This is a genomic window from Micromonospora sp. NPDC049151 (assembly GCF_040648395.1).
Classification (GTDB): domain Bacteria; phylum Actinomycetota; class Actinomycetes; order Mycobacteriales; family Micromonosporaceae; genus Micromonospora.
Genome location: NZ_JBEZDP010000006.1, coordinates 148,300 through 170,140, shown reverse-complemented (window position 1 = coordinate 170,140; position 21,841 = coordinate 148,300). Strand labels below are relative to the sequence as shown.

20 protein-coding genes and 1 pseudogene are annotated in these 21,841 nt (G+C 70.4%); 16 read left to right on the top strand and 5 right to left on the bottom strand.

Annotated elements, in window-relative coordinates; all coding sequences use genetic code 11:
- Positions 1 to 60: 60 nt before the first annotated feature.
- The 10 genes and pseudogenes from AB0B20_RS09925 (at position 61) to AB0B20_RS09880 (ending at position 9,064) form a co-directional block, all read left to right on the top strand.
- Positions 61 to 363, top strand: coding sequence for an urease subunit gamma (locus AB0B20_RS09925; RefSeq protein ID WP_013287657.1), 303 nt, complete (start codon positions 61 to 63; stop codon positions 361 to 363).
- A 43-nt stretch (positions 364 to 406) separates the two neighbouring features.
- A pseudogene (locus AB0B20_RS09920) lies at positions 407 to 742 on the top strand (urease subunit beta); the annotation flags it as partial.
- 215 nt (positions 743 to 957) lie between these two features.
- The gene (locus AB0B20_RS09915; protein WP_357469628.1) at positions 958 to 2,676 is read left to right on the top strand and encodes an urease subunit alpha; all 1,719 of its coding nucleotides are present in this window, start codon (positions 958 to 960) and stop codon (positions 2,674 to 2,676) included.
- A gap of 59 nt (positions 2,677 to 2,735) precedes the next feature.
- A complete protein-coding gene (gene ureE / locus AB0B20_RS09910; RefSeq protein WP_013475749.1) occupies positions 2,736 to 3,299 on the top strand; it encodes an urease accessory protein UreE in 564 nt (187 codons plus the stop codon).
- 18 nt (positions 3,300 to 3,317) lie between these two features.
- Complete coding sequence (locus AB0B20_RS09905; RefSeq protein WP_357469625.1) at positions 3,318 to 3,995, top strand: urease accessory protein UreF; 678 nt, start codon at positions 3,318 to 3,320, stop codon at positions 3,993 to 3,995.
- Positions 3,996 to 4,025: 30 nt separating this feature from the next.
- A complete protein-coding gene (gene ureG / locus AB0B20_RS09900; protein ID WP_013287653.1) occupies positions 4,026 to 4,655 on the top strand; it encodes an urease accessory protein UreG in 630 nt (209 codons plus the stop codon).
- A complete protein-coding gene (locus AB0B20_RS09895; RefSeq protein WP_357469620.1) occupies positions 4,652 to 5,569 on the top strand; it encodes an urease accessory protein UreD in 918 nt (305 codons plus the stop codon). The genes ureG and AB0B20_RS09895 overlap by 4 nt, the downstream gene beginning before the upstream one ends.
- 18 nt (positions 5,570 to 5,587) lie before the next feature.
- Positions 5,588 to 6,658 carry an urea transporter gene (yut, locus tag AB0B20_RS09890; protein WP_357469618.1) on the top strand — a complete coding sequence of 357 codons (1,071 nt, stop codon included), beginning with the start codon at positions 5,588 to 5,590 and terminating at the stop codon, positions 6,656 to 6,658.
- Complete coding sequence (locus tag AB0B20_RS09885; RefSeq protein ID WP_357469615.1) at positions 6,636 to 8,270, top strand: ammonium transporter; 1,635 nt, start codon at positions 6,636 to 6,638, stop codon at positions 8,268 to 8,270. Before yut ends, AB0B20_RS09885 begins: the two co-directional genes overlap by 23 nt.
- 173 nt (positions 8,271 to 8,443) lie before the next feature.
- On the top strand, positions 8,444 to 9,064 hold the full coding sequence (locus AB0B20_RS09880) for an SLATT domain-containing protein (RefSeq protein WP_357469612.1): 621 nt from the start codon (positions 8,444 to 8,446) through the stop codon (positions 9,062 to 9,064).
- Here the strand turns inward: AB0B20_RS09880 and AB0B20_RS09875 are convergent.
- Together AB0B20_RS09875 and AB0B20_RS09870 are read right to left on the bottom strand one after the other, a co-directional pair.
- On the bottom strand, positions 9,022 to 9,948 hold the full coding sequence (locus AB0B20_RS09875; protein WP_357469609.1) for an HAD-IA family hydrolase: 927 nt from the start codon (positions 9,946 to 9,948) through the stop codon (positions 9,022 to 9,024). The two genes, AB0B20_RS09880 and AB0B20_RS09875, sit on opposite strands and share 43 nt — an antisense overlap.
- Positions 9,945 to 11,633 (bottom strand): metallophosphoesterase, encoded by a 1,689-nt coding sequence (locus AB0B20_RS09870; RefSeq protein WP_357469606.1) that lies wholly within the window; start codon positions 11,631 to 11,633, stop codon positions 9,945 to 9,947. The genes AB0B20_RS09875 and AB0B20_RS09870 overlap by 4 nt, the downstream gene beginning before the upstream one ends.
- 165 nt (positions 11,634 to 11,798) lie before the next feature.
- On the opposite strand from AB0B20_RS09870, the gene AB0B20_RS09865 reads away from it, so the two are divergent.
- Both AB0B20_RS09865 and AB0B20_RS09860 read left to right on the top strand, forming a co-directional pair.
- Positions 11,799 to 12,149, top strand: a complete 351-nt coding sequence (locus AB0B20_RS09865; RefSeq protein ID WP_260034125.1) for a DUF2203 domain-containing protein — start codon at positions 11,799 to 11,801, stop codon at positions 12,147 to 12,149.
- Positions 12,150 to 12,364: 215 nt separating this feature from the next.
- Complete coding sequence (locus tag AB0B20_RS09860) at positions 12,365 to 13,168, top strand: SGNH/GDSL hydrolase family protein (RefSeq protein WP_262013278.1); 804 nt, start codon at positions 12,365 to 12,367, stop codon at positions 13,166 to 13,168.
- Positions 13,169 to 13,232: 64 nt separating this feature from the next.
- On the opposite strand, the gene AB0B20_RS09855 is transcribed toward AB0B20_RS09860, so the two are convergent.
- Positions 13,233 to 13,721 (bottom strand): glutathione peroxidase, encoded by a 489-nt coding sequence (locus AB0B20_RS09855; RefSeq protein WP_357469603.1) that lies wholly within the window; start codon positions 13,719 to 13,721, stop codon positions 13,233 to 13,235.
- Positions 13,722 to 13,864: 143 nt separating this feature from the next.
- On the opposite strand from AB0B20_RS09855, the gene AB0B20_RS09850 reads away from it, so the two are divergent.
- The 4 genes from AB0B20_RS09850 to AB0B20_RS09835 all read left to right on the top strand — a co-directional run bounded on the left by AB0B20_RS09850 (position 13,865) and on the right by AB0B20_RS09835 (position 18,724).
- Complete coding sequence (locus tag AB0B20_RS09850; protein ID WP_357469600.1) at positions 13,865 to 15,499, top strand: glycosyl hydrolase family 18 protein; 1,635 nt, start codon at positions 13,865 to 13,867, stop codon at positions 15,497 to 15,499.
- Positions 15,500 to 15,672: 173 nt separating this feature from the next.
- A complete protein-coding gene (locus AB0B20_RS09845; RefSeq protein ID WP_357469598.1) occupies positions 15,673 to 16,239 on the top strand; it encodes a hypothetical protein in 567 nt (188 codons plus the stop codon).
- A 57-nt stretch (positions 16,240 to 16,296) separates the two neighbouring features.
- A complete protein-coding gene (locus tag AB0B20_RS09840; protein WP_013475760.1) occupies positions 16,297 to 17,703 on the top strand; it encodes a class II 3-deoxy-7-phosphoheptulonate synthase in 1,407 nt (468 codons plus the stop codon).
- On the top strand, positions 17,696 to 18,724 hold the full coding sequence (locus AB0B20_RS09835; RefSeq protein WP_357469595.1) for a GntG family PLP-dependent aldolase: 1,029 nt from the start codon (positions 17,696 to 17,698) through the stop codon (positions 18,722 to 18,724). Before AB0B20_RS09840 ends, AB0B20_RS09835 begins: the two co-directional genes overlap by 8 nt.
- 124 nt (positions 18,725 to 18,848) lie before the next feature.
- On the opposite strand, the gene AB0B20_RS09830 is transcribed toward AB0B20_RS09835, so the two are convergent.
- A complete protein-coding gene (locus AB0B20_RS09830; protein WP_357469592.1) occupies positions 18,849 to 19,718 on the bottom strand; it encodes a deoxyribonuclease IV in 870 nt (289 codons plus the stop codon).
- A complete protein-coding gene (gene pknB / locus AB0B20_RS09825; RefSeq protein ID WP_357469588.1) occupies positions 19,715 to 21,700 on the bottom strand; it encodes a Stk1 family PASTA domain-containing Ser/Thr kinase in 1,986 nt (661 codons plus the stop codon). The genes AB0B20_RS09830 and pknB overlap by 4 nt, the downstream gene beginning before the upstream one ends.
- Positions 21,701 to 21,841: the final 141 nt, after the last annotated feature.

Sequence of the window (21,841 nt, the reverse complement as noted above, 5' to 3'; positions counted from 1 at the left end):
TCTCTTACCGTGACGGGATAGCTGAAACCGTACAGAAGGTGCGGACGAAGGGGTCACGAAGTGCATCTCACGCCGAAGGAATTCGACAAGCTGACGATCCACTCGTTGGCGATGGTCGCAAACGCCCGCAAGGCGCGCGGGGTCAAGCTCAACCACCCCGAGGCCGTGGCGGTGATCTGCGCCGCGGCGCTGGAGGGCGCGCGCGAGGGCAAGACCGTCGAGGAGGTCATGAACGACGCGAGCCATGTGCTCACCGCCGACGACGTGATCCCCGGCGTGGCGGACATGATCCCGATGCTCCAGGTCGAAGCGGTCTTCACCGACGGGTCGCGGCTGATCACCGTCCACTCACCCATCCAGTAGAGCAGCGACCGGAGGCCGCGGTCTCCGGCAGAGCGGGGGCGACATGGCGAAGCAACACCCGGGACCGAACTCCAAGCACCTTCGGCCCATCGGCGGCTACAAGCTCAGCGACCAACCTCTGGAACTCAACGCCGGGCGGCCGGTGACCGAGGTGGTCGTGCGGAACACCGGTGACCGGCCCATCCAGGTCGGCTCCCACTTCCACTTCTTCGAGGCCAACCGCTTCCTGGAGTTCGACCGCCCGGCGGCGTTCGGCAAGCGGCTGAACATCCCGGCCACCACCTCGATCCGGTTCGAGCCCGGCGACCGCAAGACCGTCCAGTTGATCCCGTACGGCGGTTCCCAGCGGGTCTACGGCTTCAACGGCCTGGTCCAGGGCTGGACCGGCGACGGGCCGATCCCCGGGTACCGGCCGGACCGGGCCGAGGCGCTCCACCAGGCCCAGACGCGCGGCTTCAAGACGACGACGCAGCAGCAGGGCCAGGCCAAGGACCAGGGCAAGGACCAGGCCAAGGGCAAGGACCAGGACAAGAGCGGCAAGGGCAAGAAGTAGCCCGGCCTTCCTTCGACGCGCCAGAGCTGGAGCGAGAACGCATGAGTCAGATCTCACGGCAGGAATATGCCGGAATGTACGGCCCGACCACGGGCGACCAGATCCGGCTGGGTGACACCGACCTCTACATCGAGATCGAGAAGGACCTGCGGGTCCTCGGTGACGAGGTCATGTACGGCGGTGGCAAGACCCTGCGCGACGGCATGGGCAGTGCCAGCCAGGCCACCAGCGCCGAGGGCGTGGTGGACCTGGTGATCACCAATGTGACGATCGTCGACGCGCTGCTCGGTGTGGTCAAGGCGGACGTGGGGATCAAGGACGGCAAGATCGCCGGGATCGGCAAGGCCGGCAACCCCAACATCATGGACGGGGTGACACCGGGCCTGGTGACCGGTCCGGGCACCGACGCGATCTCCGGTGAGCACCTGATCCTGACCGCCGGCGGCATCGACGCGCACGTCCACCTGGTCACCCCGCAGCAGGTGTGGGCCGCGCTCAGCAACGGCGTTACCACCCTCTGGGGCGGCGGTACCGGGCCCACCGACAGCACGAACGGCGTCACCATCACGCCCGGCCCGTGGAACATCCAGAACATGATGCGGTCCTTCGAGGACCTGCCGATCAACATCGGCCTGCTGGGCAAGGGCAACAGCAGTGGCCGGGCGCCGCTCGTCGAGCAGATCATGGCCGGGGTGCCCAGCTTCAAGATCCACGAGGACTGGGGCGCCCCGCCCGCGGTGATCCGGTCCTGCCTCGCCGTGGCCGACGAGTACGACGTCCAGATCAGCATCCACACCGACACGCTCAACGAGAGCGGCTACATCGAGGACAGCATCGCCGCCTTCGAGGGCCGGACCATCCACACCTTCCACACCGAGGGCGCCGGTGGCGGGCACGCGCCGGACATCATCAAGGTCGCTGGCCAGATGAACGTGCTGCCCGCGTCGACCACGCCCACCGTGCCGTACGGCATCAACAGCCAGTCCGAGCTGTACGACATGATCATGGTCTGTCACAACTTCAACCCGAAGGTGCCCTCGGACGTCGCCTTCGTGGAGAGCCGGATCCGCACCGAGACCATCGCCGCCGAGGACGTGCTCCTCGACGAGGGCGTCATCTCGATGATGCAGAGCGACTCGCAGGCCATGGGCCGGGTTGGGGAGACCTGGCTGCGGACCGTCCAGCTCGCCGGCCAGATGAAGAACGTCCGCGGCAAGCTGGCCGAGGACTCCGACGCCAACGACAACTTCCGGGTCCTGCGCTACGTCGCCAAGATGACCATCAACCCGGCGATCACCCAGGGCGTCTCGCACGTCATCGGCTCGGTCAGCCCGGGCAAGCTCGCCGACCTGGTGCTCTGGGAGCCCGCGTTCTTCGGCACGAAGCCGAAGATGGTGCTCAAGGGCGGCATGATCGCCTGGTCGATCATGGGCGACCCGAACGCCTCGCTGCCCACCCCGCAGCCGGTCTACTACCGGCCCATGTTCGGCGCCACCGGCTCCCAGCTCGCCAGGAACTGCGTGACCTTCGTGTCCCGCGCCGCGCACGAGTCGGGTGTGGCCGAGCAGCTCGGCCTGCAACGGCAGGTGATGCCGGTATACGGCTGCCGCAACCTGACCAAGCGCGACATGGTGCGCAACGACCGTACGCCGAAGCTCGAAGTCGACCCGGAGACCTTCGCCGTGAAGATGGACGGCGTGCACGCGACAGTGCCGGCGGCCAAGAACCTCCCCCTCAGCCAGCTCTACTTCTTCAGCTGACCCGGCGCGGTGCCCGCAGCCGGCCCGTCCGGTGGCGGGGTCGCGTGAAAGGAGAACACATGCTCGTCGAAACGGTACTCGGCAACGTGAACGAGCCGGCCTGGACCGAGCGGCTCCGGGAGGCCAAGGTCGACGACCTGGTCCTCGACCAGTGGGACGCCCAGAAGAGCCGGCTGCGCCGGACCACCAGCCTCGGCACCGAACTGGCGCTGTCCCTGGCCCGCGGTGTACGGCTGCGCGACGGTGACGTGCTGGCCTGGGACGACGCCACGGCGACGGCGGTGGTGGCCCGGATCGCGCTCGGCGAGGTCATGGTCGTGCACCTCGACACGCTGCACGGTGAGTCCCTGGACATGGTGATCCGCTCGGCCGTCGAACTCGGCCACGCGATCGGCAACCAGCACTGGCCGGCGGTGGTGAAGGGCACCAAGATGTACGTCCCGCTCACTGTGGACCGCAAGGTCATGGACTCGGTGATGCGCACGCACGCGTTCACCGGCCTCACCCACGAGTTCATCCCCGGCACCGAGATCATCGCGTACCTGGCCCCGCACGAGTCGCGGCGCCTGTTCGGCGGGGCCGACTCGACCCCGCACACGCACCTGCCCGCCGATCTGAACTGAGGGGCCGGGGTGTCCACGGTGACCGAGGCCCTGAAGCTGCTCCAGTTCGGTGACTCGGTCTTCCCGGTCGGTGCCTTCTCCTTCTCCAACGGGTTGGAGACGGCGGTCGAGCAGGGCGCGGTGCACGACCGGGCCACGTTGCAGGAGTTCGTGCGTACTGTCACCCGCGCCGCCGCCACCGGTGACGGGGTGGCGCTGCTCGTGGCGCACCGCGCCGCCCTCGCCGGGGACCCCGACCGGATCCGGGCGGCCGACGAGGCCGTACACCTGCGCAAGATCAACGAGGAGACGCGGACGATGACCGTCCGCATGGGGCGCAAGCTGGCCGAGGCCGCCGAACGGGTGGTGGGGGAGTCCCTGCTGCGCAAGCGCGTCGCGGAGAGCGGCACCGGCGTCCCGGTCACCTACCCGGTCGCGCTCGGCGTGCTCTTCGCCGAACTCGGCGTGGACGAGGCGGACGCGTTCGCCGCCCACCAGTACGGCGCGGCCTCCATGGTGCTCGGCGCGGCGGTCCGGCTGATGCGGGTGGACCACCTCGACACCCAGTCGATCCTCTTCGCGGTGAACGAGCGGGTCGGCGAGGACTACGAGGAGGTGCGCACCGCCGGGCTCGACGACATGCAGAGCTTCGCGCCGCACCTCGACGTGCTGGCCGGCGCGCACCAGCACGCACACGTACGGATGTTCATGAGCTGAACGCTCATCACCTGAAGGGCTTTCTCAACAATGAAATCAGCGAGTCGGATCGGCGTGGGCGGCCCGGTGGGCAGCGGCAAGACGGCCATCATCGAGGCCGTCGTGCCCCGCCTGGTCGAGCAGGGCCTGCGCATCCTGGTCATCACCAACGACGTGGTCACCACCGAGGACGCCAAGCACGTCCGCCGCGCCCTGACCGGCGTGCTGGTGGAGGAACGCATCGTCGGGGTGGAGACCGGCGCCTGCCCGCACACCGCTGTTCGCGAGGACCCCAGCATGAACCTCGCCGCGGTGGAGGACATGGAGGCGCGGTTCCCGGACAGCGACGTCGTGCTCATCGAGAGCGGCGGGGACAACCTCACGCTCACCTTCAGCCCCGCGCTCGTCGACTACTTCATCTACGTGATCGACGTGGCGGCCGGCGACAAGATCCCGCGCAAGAACGGCCCTGGTATCTCCAAGTCCGACATCCTCGTGATCAACAAGACCGACCTGGCCCCGTACGTCGACGCCGACCTGGACGTGATGGCCCGCGACGCCGAGCTGATGCGCGGCGGCAAGCCGTTCGTGTTCACCAACTGCAAGACCGGTGAGGGCATCGACGACCTGGTGGACCTGGTCCGCCGCAACGCGCTCTTCGACGCCGAAGTCCTGGCATGACCACTCTGGACTCCGTCCGGGAACTCGCGCCGTACCAGGACCAGCCGGCGCAGTTGCCGGCTGCCGCGAACGGCAAGGTGGGCATCCTCCGGCTGGGGTTCGAGCGGCGCGGCGACCGGACCATCATGCGCGACGTCTTCCGGCAGTCCCCGCTGCTGGTGCAGCGCGCGCTGTACTGGGACGAGGAGATGCCGGGCCTGCCCTGCGTCATGATCCTCACCACCTCCGGCGGCGTGCTCCAGGGCGACCGGCTGCGCATCGACGTCGACCTGGGGCCGGGCGCGCAGGCGCACCTGGTCACCCAGGCCGCCACCAAGATCCAGGAGATGGACGCCAACTACGGCACCCAGAGCCAGAGCTTCACCCTGGCCGACGACGCCTACCTGGAGTTCCTGCCCGAGCCGGTGATCCCGTTCCGGCGCAGCCGGTTCGTCTCCGACACCGTGGTCCGCCTGCCGCAGACCGCGACAATGCTGTACGCCGAGGTGCTCCAGCCCGGCCGCAAGTACTACCGCGACGGCGAGATCTTCGCGTACGACCTGTTCTCCACCACGCTGCGGGCGCAGCGGCCCGACGGACGCCCGCTGTTCGTGGAGAAGTTCGTCATCACTCCGGGCCGGTTTCCGGTGACGCGGATCGGCATGATGGACCGCTTCCACGTCTTCGGCAACGCCGTGCTGCTCACCGACCCGGACCGGGCGGCCCGGGTCTTCGAGCGGACCGCGACACCGGTGTGGGACGAGCAGACGCCGCTGGCCACCGCTGTGAGCCGGCTGCCGAACGACGCCGGCCTGGTGTTCAAGGTGCTGGGTCAGGAGACCGAACCGGTCCGCGCCGCCGTACGCGCGTTCTGCACGGCCGCCCGTGAAGAGGTGACCGGCTGCACCTTCCCGCCGGTCTTCAGCTGGCGTTGAGGCGAGGAGAAGACCGACATGGCCGACATCGGACGAGGCTGGCGCCACCTGGCCGACCGGAACCCGCTGGTCCGGTTCGTCGACGCGTGCCTGCGCGGCGCCGCCCAGGTGGTGCTGCAGAACAATCCGCTGAGCGGCCTGCTCATCCTGATCGCGCTCGCCTGGGGCGCGTTCGAGGCCGGCACGCCCCGGGTGATCGGCGGCGGCGTGCTCGCCCTGGTCGTGGGCACCGCCACCGCGCTGGCGTTGCGGGTCGACCCGGCCAGCTGGCGCAAGGGTCTGTTCGGCTTCAGCCCGCTGCTGACCGGCCTGGCGGTGCCCACGTTCCTCGACAAGCGCCCGATGATGTGGCTCTACCTGGTGCTCGGCGCGATCGGCACGGTGGTGGTCACGCTCGCCCTCAACGCCGTCTTCAAACGCTGGAACCTGACCGCCTACACCTTCCCGTTCGTGCTCACGACCTGGTTCCTGCTGATGGGCGCGTACCAGTTCGACAAGTTCACGGTGCTGACCAAGCTGACACCGACGTTCCCCGGCGAGGGACCGCTGACCGGCGGCACCTTCGGCTGGGGCCTCATCCCGACCTTCCTCAAGGGCGTGTCCCAGGTCTATCTGATCGAGAGCTGGGTCACCGGACTGCTCATCCTCATCGCCCTGCTGATCAACTCCCGCTGGTCGGCGCTGTTCGCGGTGATCGGCACCGTCGGCGCGACACTGCTGGCGCTCTGGTTCGGCGCCGACGGCGCGTCGCTGGACAAGGGCCTGTTCGCCTTCAACGCCGTGCTGACCGCGATCGTGGTGGGCGCTGTCGCGCACCGCCCCGGCACGCTGGTGACCGTCTACACGCTGTTCGGCATCGCGCTGACGCTGTTCGTGCAGATGGCGCTGACCACCATGCTCACCCCGCTGGGCATTCCGGTGCTGACCGGTCCGTTCAACATCGCCACCTGGCTGTTGCTGCTGCCGGACCGGCACTTCGCGCAGTTGCCCCACCACGAGCGGGTGAAGGACACCTTCCTGGCCACCGCTCGTGACTCCGTCCACCTGCGAGACAAGGGGGGAAACCATGTCCGCTCCGAACGCGGGTGACACCGCCTGGGTGCTTGTGTGCGCCGGCCTCGTCCTGTTCATGACACCGGGCCTGGCCGCCTTCTACGGCGGTATGGTCCGCACCCGCAACGTGCTGGCGATGCTGCAACAGAACATGATCGCGTTGGGCGTGGTCAGCCTGACGTGGGTGCTCGTCGGCTACACCATCGCCTTCGGCGACGACGCCGGCAGCGGGCTGTTCGGCAACCTGGAGCTGTTCGGGCTCACCGACCTGAAGGTGCCGCCCGCGCCCAACCTGCACGTGGTCGACGGCCGGATCACCATCCCCACGCTGGCGTTCGTCCTGTTCCAGATGATGTTCGCGGTGATCACACCGGCGCTCGTCACCGGCGCCACAGCGGGCCGGCTGCGCTTCGGCGGCTGGGTGCTGTTCCTCGCGGTCTGGTCGGTGGTGGTCTACGCGCCGATCGCGCACTGGCTCTGGCACCCCGGCGGATGGCTGGCGAAGTTCGGCACCCAGGACTGGGCCGGCGGGCTCGTCGTGCACGCCAGCGCCGGCGCCGCCGTGCTGGCCGTCCTGCTCGTCGTCGGTCGCCGCCGGGACTGGCCGCACACCGCCGCGCCACCGAACTCGATCCCGCTGACCATCGTCGGCGCGGGCATCCTCTGGTTCGGCTGGTTCGGCTTCAACGGCGGCGACGGCCTCCAGGCCAACGGCCTGGCCGCGCAGGCCGTCCTCAACACGCACCTCGCCGCCGCGGCGGCGATGCTCGTCTGGCTGGCGCTGGAACGCGTCACCGACGGGCACAGCACCGTCGTGGGCGCGGTCTCCGGCGCGGTGGCGGGCCTCGCGACGGTCACCCCGACCGCCGGGTACGTCAACGCGGCCTCGGCCGTCGCGATCGGGGCGCTGGCCGGCCTGGTCTGCCACTTCGCGCTGAAGCTGAAGTACCTGCTGCGCCTCGACGACGCGCTCGACGTGCTCGCCGTGCACTTCGTCGGCGGCATGCTCGGCACGCTCCTGCTCGGCCTGTTCGGCAACCGCGGGGTCAACCCGCTCGGCGCCGACGGGCTGTTCCTCGGCGGCGGGGGCGGCCTGCTGTGGCGCCAACTCGTCGGCGTGGTGAGCGTGGTCGCGTTCTCCTTCGTCCTGACCTGGCTGATCGCCGCCGGAGTGCAGGCGCTCATCGGCCTGCGCGTACCGCTCGCCGACCAGGAACGCCTCGACCAAGCGCAACAGGGCGCCGACGCGTACCACCTAGGCGGGGTCACCAGCCTGACCGCGCCGGGCGCGCCCCGCCGCCGTACCGGAGCGGCGCCGGCCGGCGAACCGGCAGTGCCACCAGGCCAGCGGGTACGGGTGGTCACCGCGCTGCTGGAACCGGATCCGGCGGCCAACAGCGCCGACCTGCGCGACGCCCTGCTTGCCGCCGGCGCGATCTCGGTGATCGTCAGCGACGCCGCCGTGGCGACGACCACGCCGCAGGCGAGCCTGCTGCCGCGCGGCTACTGGCAGGACCAGCCCCTCGCCGCCCGATTGCGGGTCACGGTGCTGGTCGGCGCTGACGGCGTGGGTGCGGTGCTGGACGAGCTGGACCGGATGGGCGCGCGGCGGAGCGACACGTTCGTGCAGGAGGCGGAACGCGTCTGATTCCTTGAGTGGTAGGGCGCGATGACGCAGGCTGTGCGTATGGCGCGACAGCATTCTCCGATCCTCGACCCGCCACCCGGTCACGGCCTTCGCCATGCGCTGGGATCGGGCGGCTCGTGGTAGCGGGCAACGGTCACGTCGACAGGCCAAGCCGTCGAGTCCCGCGACGGGACATGATCATCCGCCCGTTCCCCGTCTTGGCTGCGGACCAACAGCCTGAGGCCGCTCTGGACCGTTTGCGCGGGTGGGCGGAAGGGCAGGCTGAGGACGCGGTTGCCTGGTACCTGCGCGACAAGGCGGTACGCCGCAGGATCTCCCGCCTGCTGCGCGGTTGCGCGATTCTGCTGGGGATCGCTGGCGGAGTCGTGCCCCTCGTCAGCGCGGCGAGCGCTGGGAGCGGCGCCAGCTGGGGATATGTCCTGCTCGCTATTGCTGGTGGCTGCCTGGCCTTCGACCACTTCTTTGGCCTGTCCTCCGCCTGGATGCGCGACATCGCTACCGCGCAAGCGCTTCAGCGGGCACTCATCGAGTTCCGGCTGGACTGGGTTGCCACGCAGTTGGGTGTCGCGGCCACGGAGGACGCGGTGGTACGGCGGCGCGAGGAACTAATCCGCGTGCTCGTGCTGCGGACGGCCGAGTTGGTCGAGGCGGAGACCGGCGAGTGGCTCAGTGAGTTCCGCAGCAACATCGGTGACCTAAACCGGCGGAGCGGATGGTCGCCCGCAGCGGACCACACCTCCGTCGGAGCGGGTCAATCGGCCGGTGCCGCCGGCAAGCAGGCCGATATCACTTGAGGCCGCCTCGGGTGCGGTGCAGCACTGAAGGTGTAGTGGTCGCACAACTCGCGGAAGGCGTCGAGCGTCACGTCCGGCGCGTACTGCGGAGGATCATCGCTCTTGACTTCTGCTGCGGTGACGGCCGCCGGGTCCCAGTGGGACAGTGCGACCAAGCCGCGCCAGAGGTCGGAGTCGTGGTGGGTGCCGTAGCGAGCCCAGGCGGCGAGCATCCCTGCTCGCTTGGCCATCGCCACGTCCTTGCTCAGGCTGTCGCCCACGTACAGGCAGTGGGCAGTCGGAACGCCGAGCTGCTCGGAGATCTGACGGGCGATCTCCGGATTGGGCTTGCGTGCCGTCGGTGGCAGTACGCGAACCTCGATTGCGGCCGGAAGGGACAGTCGATCGGCGCCCAACGGGTGTGGTGGCCCGACGAACCGGGGCGCGTAGATCGCCTCCAACATCGCGTCCAACCCGAGCGACCTTGCTCGACTGCTGATGTTCACGTCCTTGGCCTCGGTGTGTCCCACAACGTGACAACCTGTGGCCTTGATGGCCCGGAGCGTGCTTTCCACATCCGGATAGAGGTGAAGGTGACGTCGCCGGACCTCGTTGAAAGCGGCGAAGGCCGGCAGTAGGTGCTCGTGTCGTGCTCGTTGGCTCATCCCGGGTAGGCGTCGCTCGACGGCAGAGGTCTCGAGCAGCGCGAAGGGGTGCTCGGTGTTGCCGTGGTTGCGGTGAACGGCCTGGAGGTTGTTGCGCAACTCGTCCTCGGACACGTCGAGGAGTTCGGCGGCTACGGCCACCATCGCTCGCACTGCCGGCACGAAGTACGCCACCCAGTCGTACAACGTATTGTCCATGTCGAGGATGAGGGCGTGCACGACGGGCCGTCTGATGGTCATGGGGAAACGACCTTCCAGGGGGCAATCTCAAGCCGGCCGTCTGACCCTGTTGCCAGCGGGGCCCGCCAGGTCATGAAGCGTTCGAACGAGCCTTGTTGTTGACTCCGGTACATCTCCAACTCCACGACTGGACCCGCCATCCGGATCAGGTTGAAGAAGTTACGCCGACCGTCTGACGATCTCGAGCCGCTGCTCCCGCCACCGACGATGTTGAAGCGTCCCAGGTCCCAGCGTTCGTTGCTGTATTCGGGGAGATGGTACGCCTCGGTGCGCCAGACGAACGCGCGGTGCTTGTGCCCGTGCACCGCGAGGTGCACCCCGTCACGGGCGGCCAGGCGCTGGATCCTTGGTGCGTCGATGGCGATCCCGAAACCCGTCGCGTACTCGTCGGGCGATTCGAGGTCCTCGGTCAGTGCGAGATGATGATGCAGCGCGAGCACGCGCAGGGCTGATCCAGGGCTCGACCAGGCGAGCGCACTGGTCACCTCGCGGTATGCGGACTCCTGGACCCGGCCCATGCCCGCCAGGAACGACTGCCCCTGTTCCAGCGAACTGGAGTTGACCGCGGCGATGTCGACCAGGTTGCCGCCGGGGAAGACGAAGCGGCGAGCCATCGAGAGGTGGGGTGAGGCCGGGTATCCGTATAGGGCGCGAAAGAACTCCCGGTAGTCGGCCGTTGCCGCCGCCGGAGCCACCTCGACCGGTGCTCCGTATTCGTACGAGTCACCGCGGGTCCAGGCGATGTCGTGATTGCCGGGGATGACGACGAGATGTTCCATGCCCAGCCCGAGCAGCCCATTGGTGAGCTTGAAGAGGCCGGCCCGCGCCGCCGCGAACTCGTCGCGGTGGGCGACGTAGGTGAGATCGCCCGTTACGAGGACCGCTCCTACCGACCGCTGATCACGAGCCAGGGCATCGGAGATCGCGTCGACCATGGTCGGGCGAGTAGCGCCGTCCTCGGTCTCCAGCCGCCACTGATGCTCCGACCGAAACCGCCCGGTCGCATAGTGCGGATCGGTGAGGTGCAGCAGCCACGGCCCTGGGCAGGCGATCGGCTCGGCGGACAGCGCGCCGTCCTGGCGTGGCGACGCGGTCAGGAACCGCTCGCTGGAGTCAGCCGGCTGGGCCGGACGGATCTCCCAGATGGTGGTGTCCATCGCGCGCAGCTCGTCAGCGTCCAGGATCCGCTTACCCACCAGCCGCTCCATTTGGCCTCGCGGATGATGTGGCAACGGCGGTGCGGCGGCGAAGGAGAACTTCCCGAAGAATTCCATCGGCTCCTCGGCCAGGGCCACCAGCCGTAGCCATCCCCGGCTGTGCCGACTCGCCCGATAGTAGGGTGGAACGCCGTCCCGTTCGGCGTCGGGCGGACTGAGCGAGGTGAAGGCCCCGAGATCGTCCGGCTGCGGCAGGATCACGCGGTCGACGATGGCGGGATGAACGAGGCCCGTCCCGGAGTGGAACAGCCCGATCGGCACCCGACGTCCCTCCAGCGTCTCGCGTTCGAGCGCCTCCCATACCTCCAGTCGTCCGGGTTCGTTGGGTCGCTTCCACCAGCCCCACCAGCACCAACCACGCTCCTGCAGGACGGCGCGATGCTCGGGCAGGGTGTCGGCGACCAGATCCCGGTACCGGAACAGGTACCGCGGGTCCGGGGTGCTGGGGCTGGGCGAACGATCGCTCATGCCAGTGAGCCTCCAACGGCGGGCGAGGGGTGTCCGGGCAAGCCGAGGGCCGATCCGGGAGAAACCATCTGTATACCCGAGCGCGACGATGCTCGATACCCGGCGCCGTTCCGGCGGTGCCGTGTGGCAGCTTCCCTCCGGACGGTCGTGCCGCATACTGGCCCGGTGTTCACTCTCGCCCAGGCGCGACACCTGGTGGCCACGCTGCGGCCGCGCGTCGACGAGCTGATCCGGCTGCGGGCCGACCTGGCCGAGCTGCGGGTCGATCTGGCCGATCACGGCGTCAGCGCGCTCGGCGGGTTGGCCGAGGTGAAGGCGCTGGAGGCGCGGTTGCATCTCGTGGTGGACGAGTTCCACCAGCACGAGATCGCGGTGAAGGGGATCGCCCCGGTGCTGCTCGACTTCCCCGGTGAGCGCGACGGCCGGGCGGTGCTGTGGTGCTGGCTGGAGGGGGACACCGACATCCGGTGGTACCACCGGGTCGAGTGCGGTTTCGCCGGCCGCCGCCCCGTCTGAGCGAGCCGTGGTCCGGCCCGAGCCGCCCTGTCCGCGTCTGATCTGCGTCGATTCGTCCTCGCTGGCGGAAACCTTCGGTGCGGTGCGCGAAACCGGCAACGATTTGTCGGCGTAAGTCGCTATGCGCGCCGGGCCGCAAATCGGTGATCTTCCATGCCCTGTGATCTTATTGATATCTATCTCTCACCACCACTTCACGCCCCCAGGAGTGCGACGTGCGGAGATCCCGTCTTGCCACCCTCGCCCTGACTCTGGCCGCCTCGGTCGGGGTCACTCTGTCTCTGGCCGCCCCCGCCCAGGCGGCCCCGTCCGACCGCTATGTCGCGCTCGGCGACTCGTACGCCTCCGGCGTCGGCGCCGACAGCTACACGTCCGAGAGCGGTAACTGCCTGCGCAGTACGAACGCTTATCCGGCGCTCTACAACACCAACATCAAGCCCGCGTCGTACCGTTCGGTCGCCTGCTCCGGCGCCACCACGGCGGACGTCATCAACAGCCAGCTCTCCGCGCTCTCCTCCACCACCACGCTGGTTAGCGTCACAGTGGGCGGCAACGACGTCGGCTTCGCCAACATCATGAGCACCTGCGTGCTCCAGGGGGAGACCCAGTGCGTGGCGGCCGTGCAGTCCGCCATGAACGTGGCCCGCACCTCGATGCCGGGCCGCCTCGCCAACGTCTACAACGGCATCAAGAGCCGCTCGCCCTCGGCCCGCGTCGTGGTGGTCGGCTACCCGGTCTTCTACCAGCTCGGCACCACCTGCGTCGGGCTCAGCGCGACGTCCCGGGCGAAGATCAACGAGGGCATCAACCTGCTCGACGACATCACCCGTACGGCCGCCGTCTCGGCCGGCTTCAAATTCGCCGACGTCCGCTCCATCTTCGTCGGCCACCAGCTGTGCAGCGGCGGGACCAAGTGGCTGCACGCCCTGAACGTGCTGAGCCTGAGCAAGTCGTACCACCCGACGGCCGCGGGGCAGTCCGGCGGCTACTACCCGGTCTTCCGGTCCGCCGCCGGCTGACCCGGTCCACGGCAGCGGCACGCCTCCGGACGGGGGCGTGCCGCTGCGCCGTGCCCTGCGGCGCTCAGGCGGGCAGGACCTTCTCGATCGCCGTACGCAGCTCCGGTGAGTCGGGCGTGACCTGCGGCGCGAACCGGCCCGCGACGGTGCCGTCCGGCGCGACGAGGAACTTCTCGAAGTTCCAGCGCACGTCGCCGGTGTGCCCCTCGGCGTCCGGCGTGGACACCAGCTCCGCGTAGAGCGGGTGCCGGTCCGGCCCGTTGACGTCGACCTTCTCCGTCATCGGGAACGTCACGCCGTAGTTGACCTGGCAGAACTCCTCGATCTCGGCGGCGCTGCCCGGCTCCTGGCCGGCGAACTGGTTGCACGGCACCCCGAGCACCGTCAGCCCGCGTCCGGCGTACGTGTCGGCGAGTTCCTGAAGGCCCGCGTACTGCGGGGTGAGGCCGCAGCGGGAGGCCACGTTGACCACGAGCAGGGCGCGGCCGCGGTAGCTGCCGAGGCCGGCCGGGCCGCCGGTGAGGGCGTCGATCTGGACGTCGAAAACGGTCATGGCACGAGGCTACGGGCACCCGCGTGGGCGGTGCCGTGCCGTCCGGGAAATCGATGCATCGACATCTTGACGAAGTGGCGACGGTGTGAGTAGCGTCTCAGCAATCAATTTGGAAAGTTTCCTAACTATTGGAGGGACGCCGTATGAAGAGATCGCTCCGCCGGGCCCTGTGGGCCACCGGCGCCGTGGTCGCGCTCGCGGTCGCCGCGGTGCCCATGACCACCGCGTCGGCCGCCGGCAGCGTCACCGCCACGTTCGCCAAGGTGCAGGACTGGGGGACCGGCCACGAGGGACGGGTGACAGTCACAAACGGCACCAGCTCCACGGTCAACGGCTGGCGCATCGAGTTCACGCTGCCCTCCGGCACCTCGATCAGCAGCTCCTGGGACGCCGACATCACCCGTAGCGGCGACCGCTACGTGGCGGTGAACAAGAGCTGGGCGGCCACGCTCGCCCCGGGCGCCAGCTTCAGCTGGGGCTACAACGGCACCGGCGCGTACAAGGCGCCGGTGAGCTGCACGATCAACGGTGGCTCCTGCACCGGCGGCGGCACGCCGACGACCGCCGCACCGACCACGACCCCGCCGACCACGACGCCGCCCACCACCACGCCGCCGACGACCACCCCGCCGACGACGCAGCCGCCCACCACGCCGCCGCCCGGTGGCAAGAAGATCGTCGGCTACTTCGCCGAGTGGGGCGTCTACGCCCGCAACTACCACGTCAAGAACATCCACACCAGCGGCTCGGCCGCGAAGCTGACCCACATCCTGTACGCCTTCGGCAACACCACCGGCGGCCGGTGCAGCATCGGTGACAGCTACGCCGACTACGAGAAGGCGTACACCGCCGCGGACAGCGTCGACGGCGTCGCCGACACCTGGGACCAGCCGCTGCGCGGCAGCTTCAACCAGCTGCGCAAGCTGAAGAAGATGTACCCGAACCTGAAGGTGCTCTGGTCCTTCGGCGGCTGGACCTGGTCCGGCGGCTTCACCCAGGCCGCGCAGAACCCGGCCGCGTTCGCCGACTCCTGCTACTCGCTGGTCAAGGACCCGCGCTGGGCGGACGTCTTCGACGGCATCGACGTCGACTGGGAGTACCCGAACGCCTGCGGCCTCCAGTGCGACAGCAGCGGCCCGAACGCGTTCAAGAACGTGGTCTCGGCGCTGCGGAGCAAGTTCGGCTCCAGCTTCCTGGTCACCGCGGCGATCACCGCCGACGGCAGCAACGGCGGCAAGATCGACGCCACCGACTACGCCGGCGCCGCGACCAACCTCAACTGGCTGATGCCGATGACGTACGACTACTTCGGCGCCTTCAACGCCCAGGGACCGACCGCGCCGCACTCGCCGCTCTACTCGTACACCGGGATCCCGCAGCAGGGCTTCTGGTCGGACGCGGCGATCCAGAAGCTCAAGTCCAAGGGCGTGCCGTCCAGCAAGCTGCTGCTCGGCGTCGGCTTCTACGGACGCGGCTGGACCGGCGTGACCCAGGCCGCACCCGGCGGCAGCGCCACCGGCGCGGCCCCGGGCACCTACGAGGCGGGCATCGAGGACTACAAGGTGCTCAAGAACAGCTGCCCGGCCACCGGCACCGTCGGCGGCACGGCGTACGCCAAGTGCGGCAGCAACTGGTGGAGCTACGACACCCCGTCGACCATCGGCGGGAAGATGAGCTACGCCAACAGCCAGGGCCTCGGTGGCGCGTTCTTCTGGGAGCTCTCCGGTGACACAGGCAACGGCGAGCTGATCGGCGCCATCAAGGGCGGTCTCGGCTGAGCCGAGGGCCGACGCACCACCCACCCGGCGGGGAGGGGCCACACCGGCCCCTCCCCGCCCGCGTGCCGTCCTGGCCGAGCGCACCGATCCGGGTCAGGATGGGGAGTCACCCGGCGGCGCGGGCCGGGTGTGGCACACTCGCCGCTCGACGAGTCCACGCGACGGGAGGACAGATGGGTCGCAGCCACCGGGGCCGGTTCGCCGGCCTCGCTCTCCTCGCGTTCCTGCCGGTGGCCCTGGCCGCCTGCGGCTCGAACGGTCAGGAGGGCGGCGACGCCCGGCCCAGCGAGAAGGCGCCCGCCGAGGAGGCGGCGGCCAAGAGCCGGGAACGCGTGCAGGCGTACCTGGACGCGCTGACCGCCCGCGACGCCGACGCCGGCCGCAGCCAGCTCTGCGCGCCCATGCACGCCGCCTTCGACTCCGCCGCCACCGGCCCGAACGGCGACTTCGCCGACCACTTCACGGTGCCGCAGGCGACCATCACCGACGTCCGCTCCGGCCCGAACGGCCAGGAGGTCAGCGCCTCGGTCACTGTCACCGCCGGATCGCGTACGGTCGCCCGGTCGCTGCTGTTCACCGTCACCCGGAACGGGGCGGACTGGTGCATCTCCGGCGAGGTGCCCGTCGACACTCCGGTCGAGCCGACCCCCGAACCGGCAGGGCCGGCATCGGGCGGCGGGACCACCGACCCGACGGGACCGCCGCCGGCCGCGCCGGCCTCGCCGGTGTCCTCCCAGTGACCGGAACTATCCCCCTCGGCGGCGAGTGATCGCTTCGGTCGCCGTACGCTTTCTCTCATGCGCCATGAGTGGCATCAGCTGAGTCACCCCGCCGTGGGCAGCCCTGGTCTGCAGACCAGCCGCCCGACCGCCGACTCCGCCGAGGACGCGGCCCTCGGCCTCGACCGTTGGCGGGAGCTGCCGCGCGCGCAGACCCCGCCGTGGGACGACCCGGCCCAGGTCGCCGAGGTCTGCCGGGTGCTGGACACGGTGCCGTCGGTGGTCGCGCCCTACGAGGTCGACCAGCTGCGGCAGCGGCTCGCGCTGGTCTGCGAGGGCAAGGCGTTCCTGCTCCAGGGCGGCGACTGCGCGGAGACCTTCGCCGACAACACCGAGAGCCACCTGCTCGCCAACGCCCGCACGCTGCTCCAGATGGCCATCGTGCTCACCTACGGCGCGTCGCTGCCGGTGGTCAAGGTCGCCCGGGTGGCCGGCCAGTACACCAAGCCCCGGTCCCTGCCGACCGACGCCCGGGGCCTGCCCGCCTACCGCGGCGACATGATCAACTCGCTGGAGGCCACGCCGGAGGCGCGGGTCGCCGACCCGCAGCGCATGATCCGGGCGTACGCGAACTCGGCCGCCGCGATGAACATGCTCCGGGCGTACCTGGCCGGCGGGCTGGCCGACCTGCACGCGGTGCACGACTGGAACAAGGACTTCGTGCGGCGGTCCCCGGCCGGGGAGCGCTACGACGCGATCGCCCGCGAGATCGACCGGGCGCTGGCCTTCATCCGGGCCTGCGGGATGACCGACGACGAGGCGCTGCGTACCGTCACGCTGCACTGCTCACACGAGGCGCTGGCGCTGGAGTACGACCGGGCGCTGACCCGGATCTCCAACGGCAAGGCGTACGGCCTGTCCGGGCACTTCCTCTGGATCGGGGAACGGACCCGGCAGATCGACGGCGCGCACATCGACTTCATCTCCCGCATCGCCAACCCGATCGGGGTCAAGCTCGGCCCGACGACCACCCCGGACGAGGCGATCGAGCTCTGCGAGAAGCTCAACCCGGACAACATCCCCGGCCGGCTCACGCTGATCAGCCGGATGGGCAACCACCGGGTCCGCGACGCGCTGCCGCCGATCGTCGCCAAGGTCACCGCCGCCGGCGCGAAGGTCGTCTGGCAGTGCGACCCGATGCACGGCAACACACACGAGTCCTCAAACGGCTACAAGACCCGGCACTTCGACCGGATCGTCGACGAGGTGCTCGGCTACTTCGAGGTGCACCGCGGTCTGGACACCCACCCGGGCGGCCTGCACGTCGAGCTGACCGGCGAGGACGTCACCGAGTGCCTCGGCGGCGCCCAGGGCATCGAGGACCTGGACCTGCCCGACCGGTACGAGACCGCCTGCGACCCCCGGCTGAACACCCAGCAGTCGCTGGAGTTGGCGTTCCTGGTGGCGGAGATGCTCCGTGGCTGAGGTCATCGACCTGCGGACGGACACGGTGACCCGGCCGACGCCGGGGATGCGGGAGGCGATGGCCGCCGCCGAGGTGGGCGACGACGTCTACGGCGAGGACCCGACCGTCACCGCGCTGGAGGCCGAGGTGGCCGCGCTCTTCGGCCACGAGGCGGCGCTGTTCGCCCCGAGCGGCTCGATGGCCAACCAGATCGCGCTCCAGTTGCACGTACCCCCCGGTGACGAGCTGCTCTGCGACGCCGACGCGCACGTGGTCACGTACGAGGTCGGCGCCGCCGCCGCGTACGGCGGGATCTCCTCGCGGACGTGGCCGGCGGTCGGCGCGGAGCTGGACCCCGACGTGGTCGCCGGGATGATCCGGCCGGACGGCTACTTCGCGGTGCCCACCCGCGCGATCGCCGTGGAGCAGACCCACAACCGGGGCGGCGGTGGGGTGATCCCGCTGCCGACGCTGCGCCGGATGCGGGAGGTCGCCGACGAGCACGGGGTGGCGCTGCACTGCGACGGCGCGCGGATCTGGCACGCGCACGTGGCCGACGGGGTGCCGCTGGCCGAGTACGGCGTGCTGTTCGACACGCTCTCGGTCTGCCTCTCCAAGGGCCTCGGCGCGCCGGTCGGCTCGCTGGTGGTGGGCAGCGCCGAGAAGATCGCCCGGGCGCGGTTCCTCCGCAAGCGGATGGGCGGCGGCATGCGGCAGGTCGGCATCCTCGCCGCCGCCGGCCGGTACGCGCTGGCGCACCACGTCGAGCGGCTCGCCGACGACCACGCCAAGGCGGCCCGGCTGGCCGAGGCGGTCGCCCCGCACGGGGTGCTCGCGGCGGTGGTGCGGACCAACATCGTGCCGCTCGACCTGACCAAGCACCCGCTGGACGCGCCCGCGCTGGCTGCCGCCGCGCGGGCGGAAGGGCTGCTTATCTCGGTGCTCGGCCCGCGTACCGCCCGGCTGGTCACCCACCTGGACGTCGCCGACGCGCAGATCGACCGCGCCGCCACCATCCTGCACACCGCCCTGCGCGCCTGACCCCGCGCGCCTGCCCCCGCCCCGCCCACGCCCGTTGATCAAGGAGTTTGTGTCTGATTCCGCGCCGGAGCCGGACACAAACTCCTTGATCAACGCAGTGGTGCGGGGGAGGGGGAGGGGCCCGTCAGGGGTGGAGGCGCTTGAGGGTGGCTATGTCGGCGGCGTGGCCGATGTGCTTCTCCGTGGGGGTCTCCACCAGCACCGGCACCCCGGCGGTCGCCGGGTGACGCATCAGCTCGGCGAACGCCGGCTCGCCGATGGTGCCCTTGCCGATGTTCTCGTGCCGGTCCCGGGTGGAACCGCACAGGTCCTTCGAGTCGTTCGCGTGCACCAGCCGCAACCGGTCCGCGCCCACCGTGGCGACCAGCGTGTCGAGCGTGGCGGTCATGCCACCCTCGGCGGCCAGGTCGTGCCCGGCCGCCCAGGCGTGACAGGTGTCGAAGCAGACGCCGAGCATCGGGTGGCGGTCGACCGCGTCCAGGTAGGGGCCGAGGTGCTCGACCCGGGACGCCAGTGACCGGCCGCCCCCGGCGCTCGGCTCGACCAGCAGCATCGGCCCGCCGGTGGCCGCTGCCTCGTCGAGCAGTGGGAGCAACGCCGCGCGGACCTGCCGCATGGCCGCCTCGGCGTGACCGGCGTCGACCGAGCTGCCGGCGTGGAAGACCACGCCCTCGGCGCCGATCGCCCGCCCTCGCCGCAACGCGTGGGCCAGCGTATCGGCCGACCGGGTGACGGTCGCCGGAGTGGGGGAGCCGAGGTTGACAAGCAGTGAGGCGTGGATGAAGACGGGCAGGCCGCGCTCGCCGCACCCGTCGCGGAACAACGCGTCCTGCGCCGGGTCGCCCGGCGGCAGCGCCCAGCCGCGCGAGTTCGAGACGTAGACCTGCACCACCTCGGACTCGGCCGCCTCGGCGTACGGCAGGGCCGCCCGGGCCAGGCCGCCGGAGGTGGGGGTGTGCGACCCCACCCGGCGGCGACCGTCGCAGCCGCTCACAGGCACGTCACCGTGACCGTCGTGCCCGGCGGCACCGGCGTGTTCTCGGCCGGGTTCTGGATCCGGACGACGCCGTTCGGGTTGAGCTGGACGTTGACCGGGAAGCCCTGGCTCTCCAGCGTCTGCTTGGCCTGCTGGCACGGCATGTCGATCACCCGGGGGACGGCCACCTGCGGCGGGCCCTTGCTGATCTCCAGCTTGACCTGGGCGCCCTTCTCCACGCCGGTGCCGTCGGCCGGGCTCTGGCCGAGGATCTCGTCCTTCGGCTTGTCGGAGTCCTTGACGGTCTCCACCGGCCTCAGCCCGAGCTGCGCGAGGATGGTCCGTGCCTCGGTGAGGCTCTTGCCGACCAGGTTGGGCACGGAGACCGGCGCACGACCCTTGCTCAGGATCAACGTCACCTTCGTGTCGGGCTTGACCACCGTGCCCACCTTCGGGTCGGTGGCCAGCACCACGCCCGCCGGCAGGGCGTCGTCGTACCGCGAGGAGCCCTTGACCACGACCAGGTTGACGCCCTCCAACTCGGCCTGGGCCAGCGAGTAGTCCTTGCCCACCACGTCCGGCACCGGCAGCCGCTCCGGACCGAGCGACAGGGTCAGCGTGATCGTGCCGCCCTTGACGATCCGCGCGGCCGATCCGGGAGCCTGCCCGAGCACCGTGTCCTTGGGGACCTTCTCGTCGTAGCGCGGGGCGGCGTACCGCAGCGTGAAGCCGCCGCGCTGGGCCTGCGCCTCCGCGTCGGCCTTGCTCAGGCTCACCAGCTGCGGCGCGACCGTGTAGCGGCCCACCCCGAACCACCAGCCGCCACCCGCGGCGACCAGGCCGAGCACCACGACCACCGCGGCGACTGCGAGCCGTCCGCGCGGCGAGCCCATGATCCGGGTACGCAGGGCGGCGAACCCGGTCCCCGCGGCGTCCTCCTCGGCGGCGCGGCGCCGGTGCGGGCGCTGCGCGGCGCCGCCCTCGGGCAGCCGGGCCCACGCCGGGCGCTCGACCGGCTGGAGCGCGGCCACCATCTGGGTCGGCTGACTCAGGACGGCTGTCTCGTCGCTGAGCTGCGGCAGCACAGTGGTGTGCGCGTGCGGGTCGCCCAGTTGCTCGCGGGCCGCCTGCACCTCGCTCAGCAGCGCCGCGGCGTCGGCCGGCCGGCCGGCCGGATCCCGCCGGGTGGCCCGGGCGACGAGCGCGTCGAGCACCGGCGGCAGTGCCGGCACCAGCGTCGACGGCGCCGGTACGTCCCGGTCGACGTGCTGCCACGCGACCTCCACCGGGCGGTCGCCGTCGTAGGGGACCCGGCCGGTGAGCATCTCGAACAGCACGATGCCGGCGGAGTAGACGTCGGTGCGCGGGTCCGCGTGGCCCTGGGTGACCAGCTCCGGCGCCACGTACGCCACGGTCGCCATGAGCTGGTTGCCGTTCTCGTCCTCGGCGCTGGCCTCGACGGCCCGGGCCAGCCCGAAGTCGGCCACCTTGACCACGCTGTCGACCAGGTTTCGGCTGCCCCCGGTGGGCACCTCGGCGACGAGCACGTTCTCCGGCTTGACGTCGCGGTGCACCAGGCCGGCCCGGTGCGCGGCGGCGAGCGCGGCGAGCATCTGCTCGGTGATCGCGAGCGCCTCGTCCGGGTTCAGCCGGCGGCGCTCGGCGAGCACGTCGCGCAGCGTGCGGCCCCGGACGTACTCCATCACCAGGTACGGCAGGCCGGCGTGGATGCCCTGGTCGTAGACCGCCACCACGTTCGGGTGGGTGAGCCGGGCGATCGTCTTCGCCTCGTCGGTGAAGCGTTCGACGAAGCCGGCCATCCGGGCCTGGGCCTGCGGCGCCTGGGTCGGGTGAATGATCTTGACCGCCACGGTGCGCTCCAGGCGCTCGTCGGTGGCGGTGTACACGGTCGCCATGCCGCCACGGGCGACGCGACCGCGAATGCGGTAGCGCCCCTCGATCAGCGAGCCCAGCAACGTGTCGGCGACCTGTGTGTCCATCGGCAGGCAGTCTATGTGTCGGAAGGATGAAGGTTGAACAGGATGCTACCGCCGGGTTGCGACACGGGGGGACCGCCGCGCTCCCGGCGGCGGTGCGGGGTGCCGTGCACCGGCCCCGGCGGGCACGTGGCAGGGTGGTCG

Bases quoted from the DNA above. Each gene is read 5' to 3' on its own strand.
- AB0B20_RS09915 (WP_357469628.1), top strand. From the start codon at position 958: ATGAGTCAGATCTCACGGCAGGAATATGCCGGAATGTACGGCCCGACC.
- ureE (WP_013475749.1), top strand. From the start codon at position 2,736: ATGCTCGTCGAAACGGTACTCGGCAACGTGAACGAGCCGGCCTGGACC.
- ureG (WP_013287653.1), top strand. From the start codon at position 4,026: ATGAAATCAGCGAGTCGGATCGGCGTGGGCGGCCCGGTGGGCAGCGGC.
- AB0B20_RS09895 (WP_357469620.1), top strand. From the start codon at position 4,652: ATGACCACTCTGGACTCCGTCCGGGAACTCGCGCCGTACCAGGACCAG.
- yut (WP_357469618.1), top strand. From the start codon at position 5,588: ATGGCCGACATCGGACGAGGCTGGCGCCACCTGGCCGACCGGAACCCG.
- AB0B20_RS09885 (WP_357469615.1), top strand. From the start codon at position 6,636: ATGTCCGCTCCGAACGCGGGTGACACCGCCTGGGTGCTTGTGTGCGCC.
- AB0B20_RS09880 (WP_357469612.1), top strand. From the start codon at position 8,444: ATGATCATCCGCCCGTTCCCCGTCTTGGCTGCGGACCAACAGCCTGAG.
- AB0B20_RS09875 (WP_357469609.1), bottom strand. From the start codon at position 9,948: ATGACCATCAGACGGCCCGTCGTGCACGCCCTCATCCTCGACATGGAC.
- AB0B20_RS09870 (WP_357469606.1), bottom strand. From the start codon at position 11,633: ATGAGCGATCGTTCGCCCAGCCCCAGCACCCCGGACCCGCGGTACCTG.
- AB0B20_RS09855 (WP_357469603.1), bottom strand. From the start codon at position 13,721: ATGACCGTTTTCGACGTCCAGATCGACGCCCTCACCGGCGGCCCGGCC.
- AB0B20_RS09850 (WP_357469600.1), top strand. From the start codon at position 13,865: ATGAAGAGATCGCTCCGCCGGGCCCTGTGGGCCACCGGCGCCGTGGTC.
- AB0B20_RS09845 (WP_357469598.1), top strand. From the start codon at position 15,673: ATGGGTCGCAGCCACCGGGGCCGGTTCGCCGGCCTCGCTCTCCTCGCG.
- AB0B20_RS09840 (WP_013475760.1), top strand. From the start codon at position 16,297: ATGCGCCATGAGTGGCATCAGCTGAGTCACCCCGCCGTGGGCAGCCCT.
- pknB (WP_357469588.1), bottom strand. From the start codon at position 21,700: ATGGACACACAGGTCGCCGACACGTTGCTGGGCTCGCTGATCGAGGGG.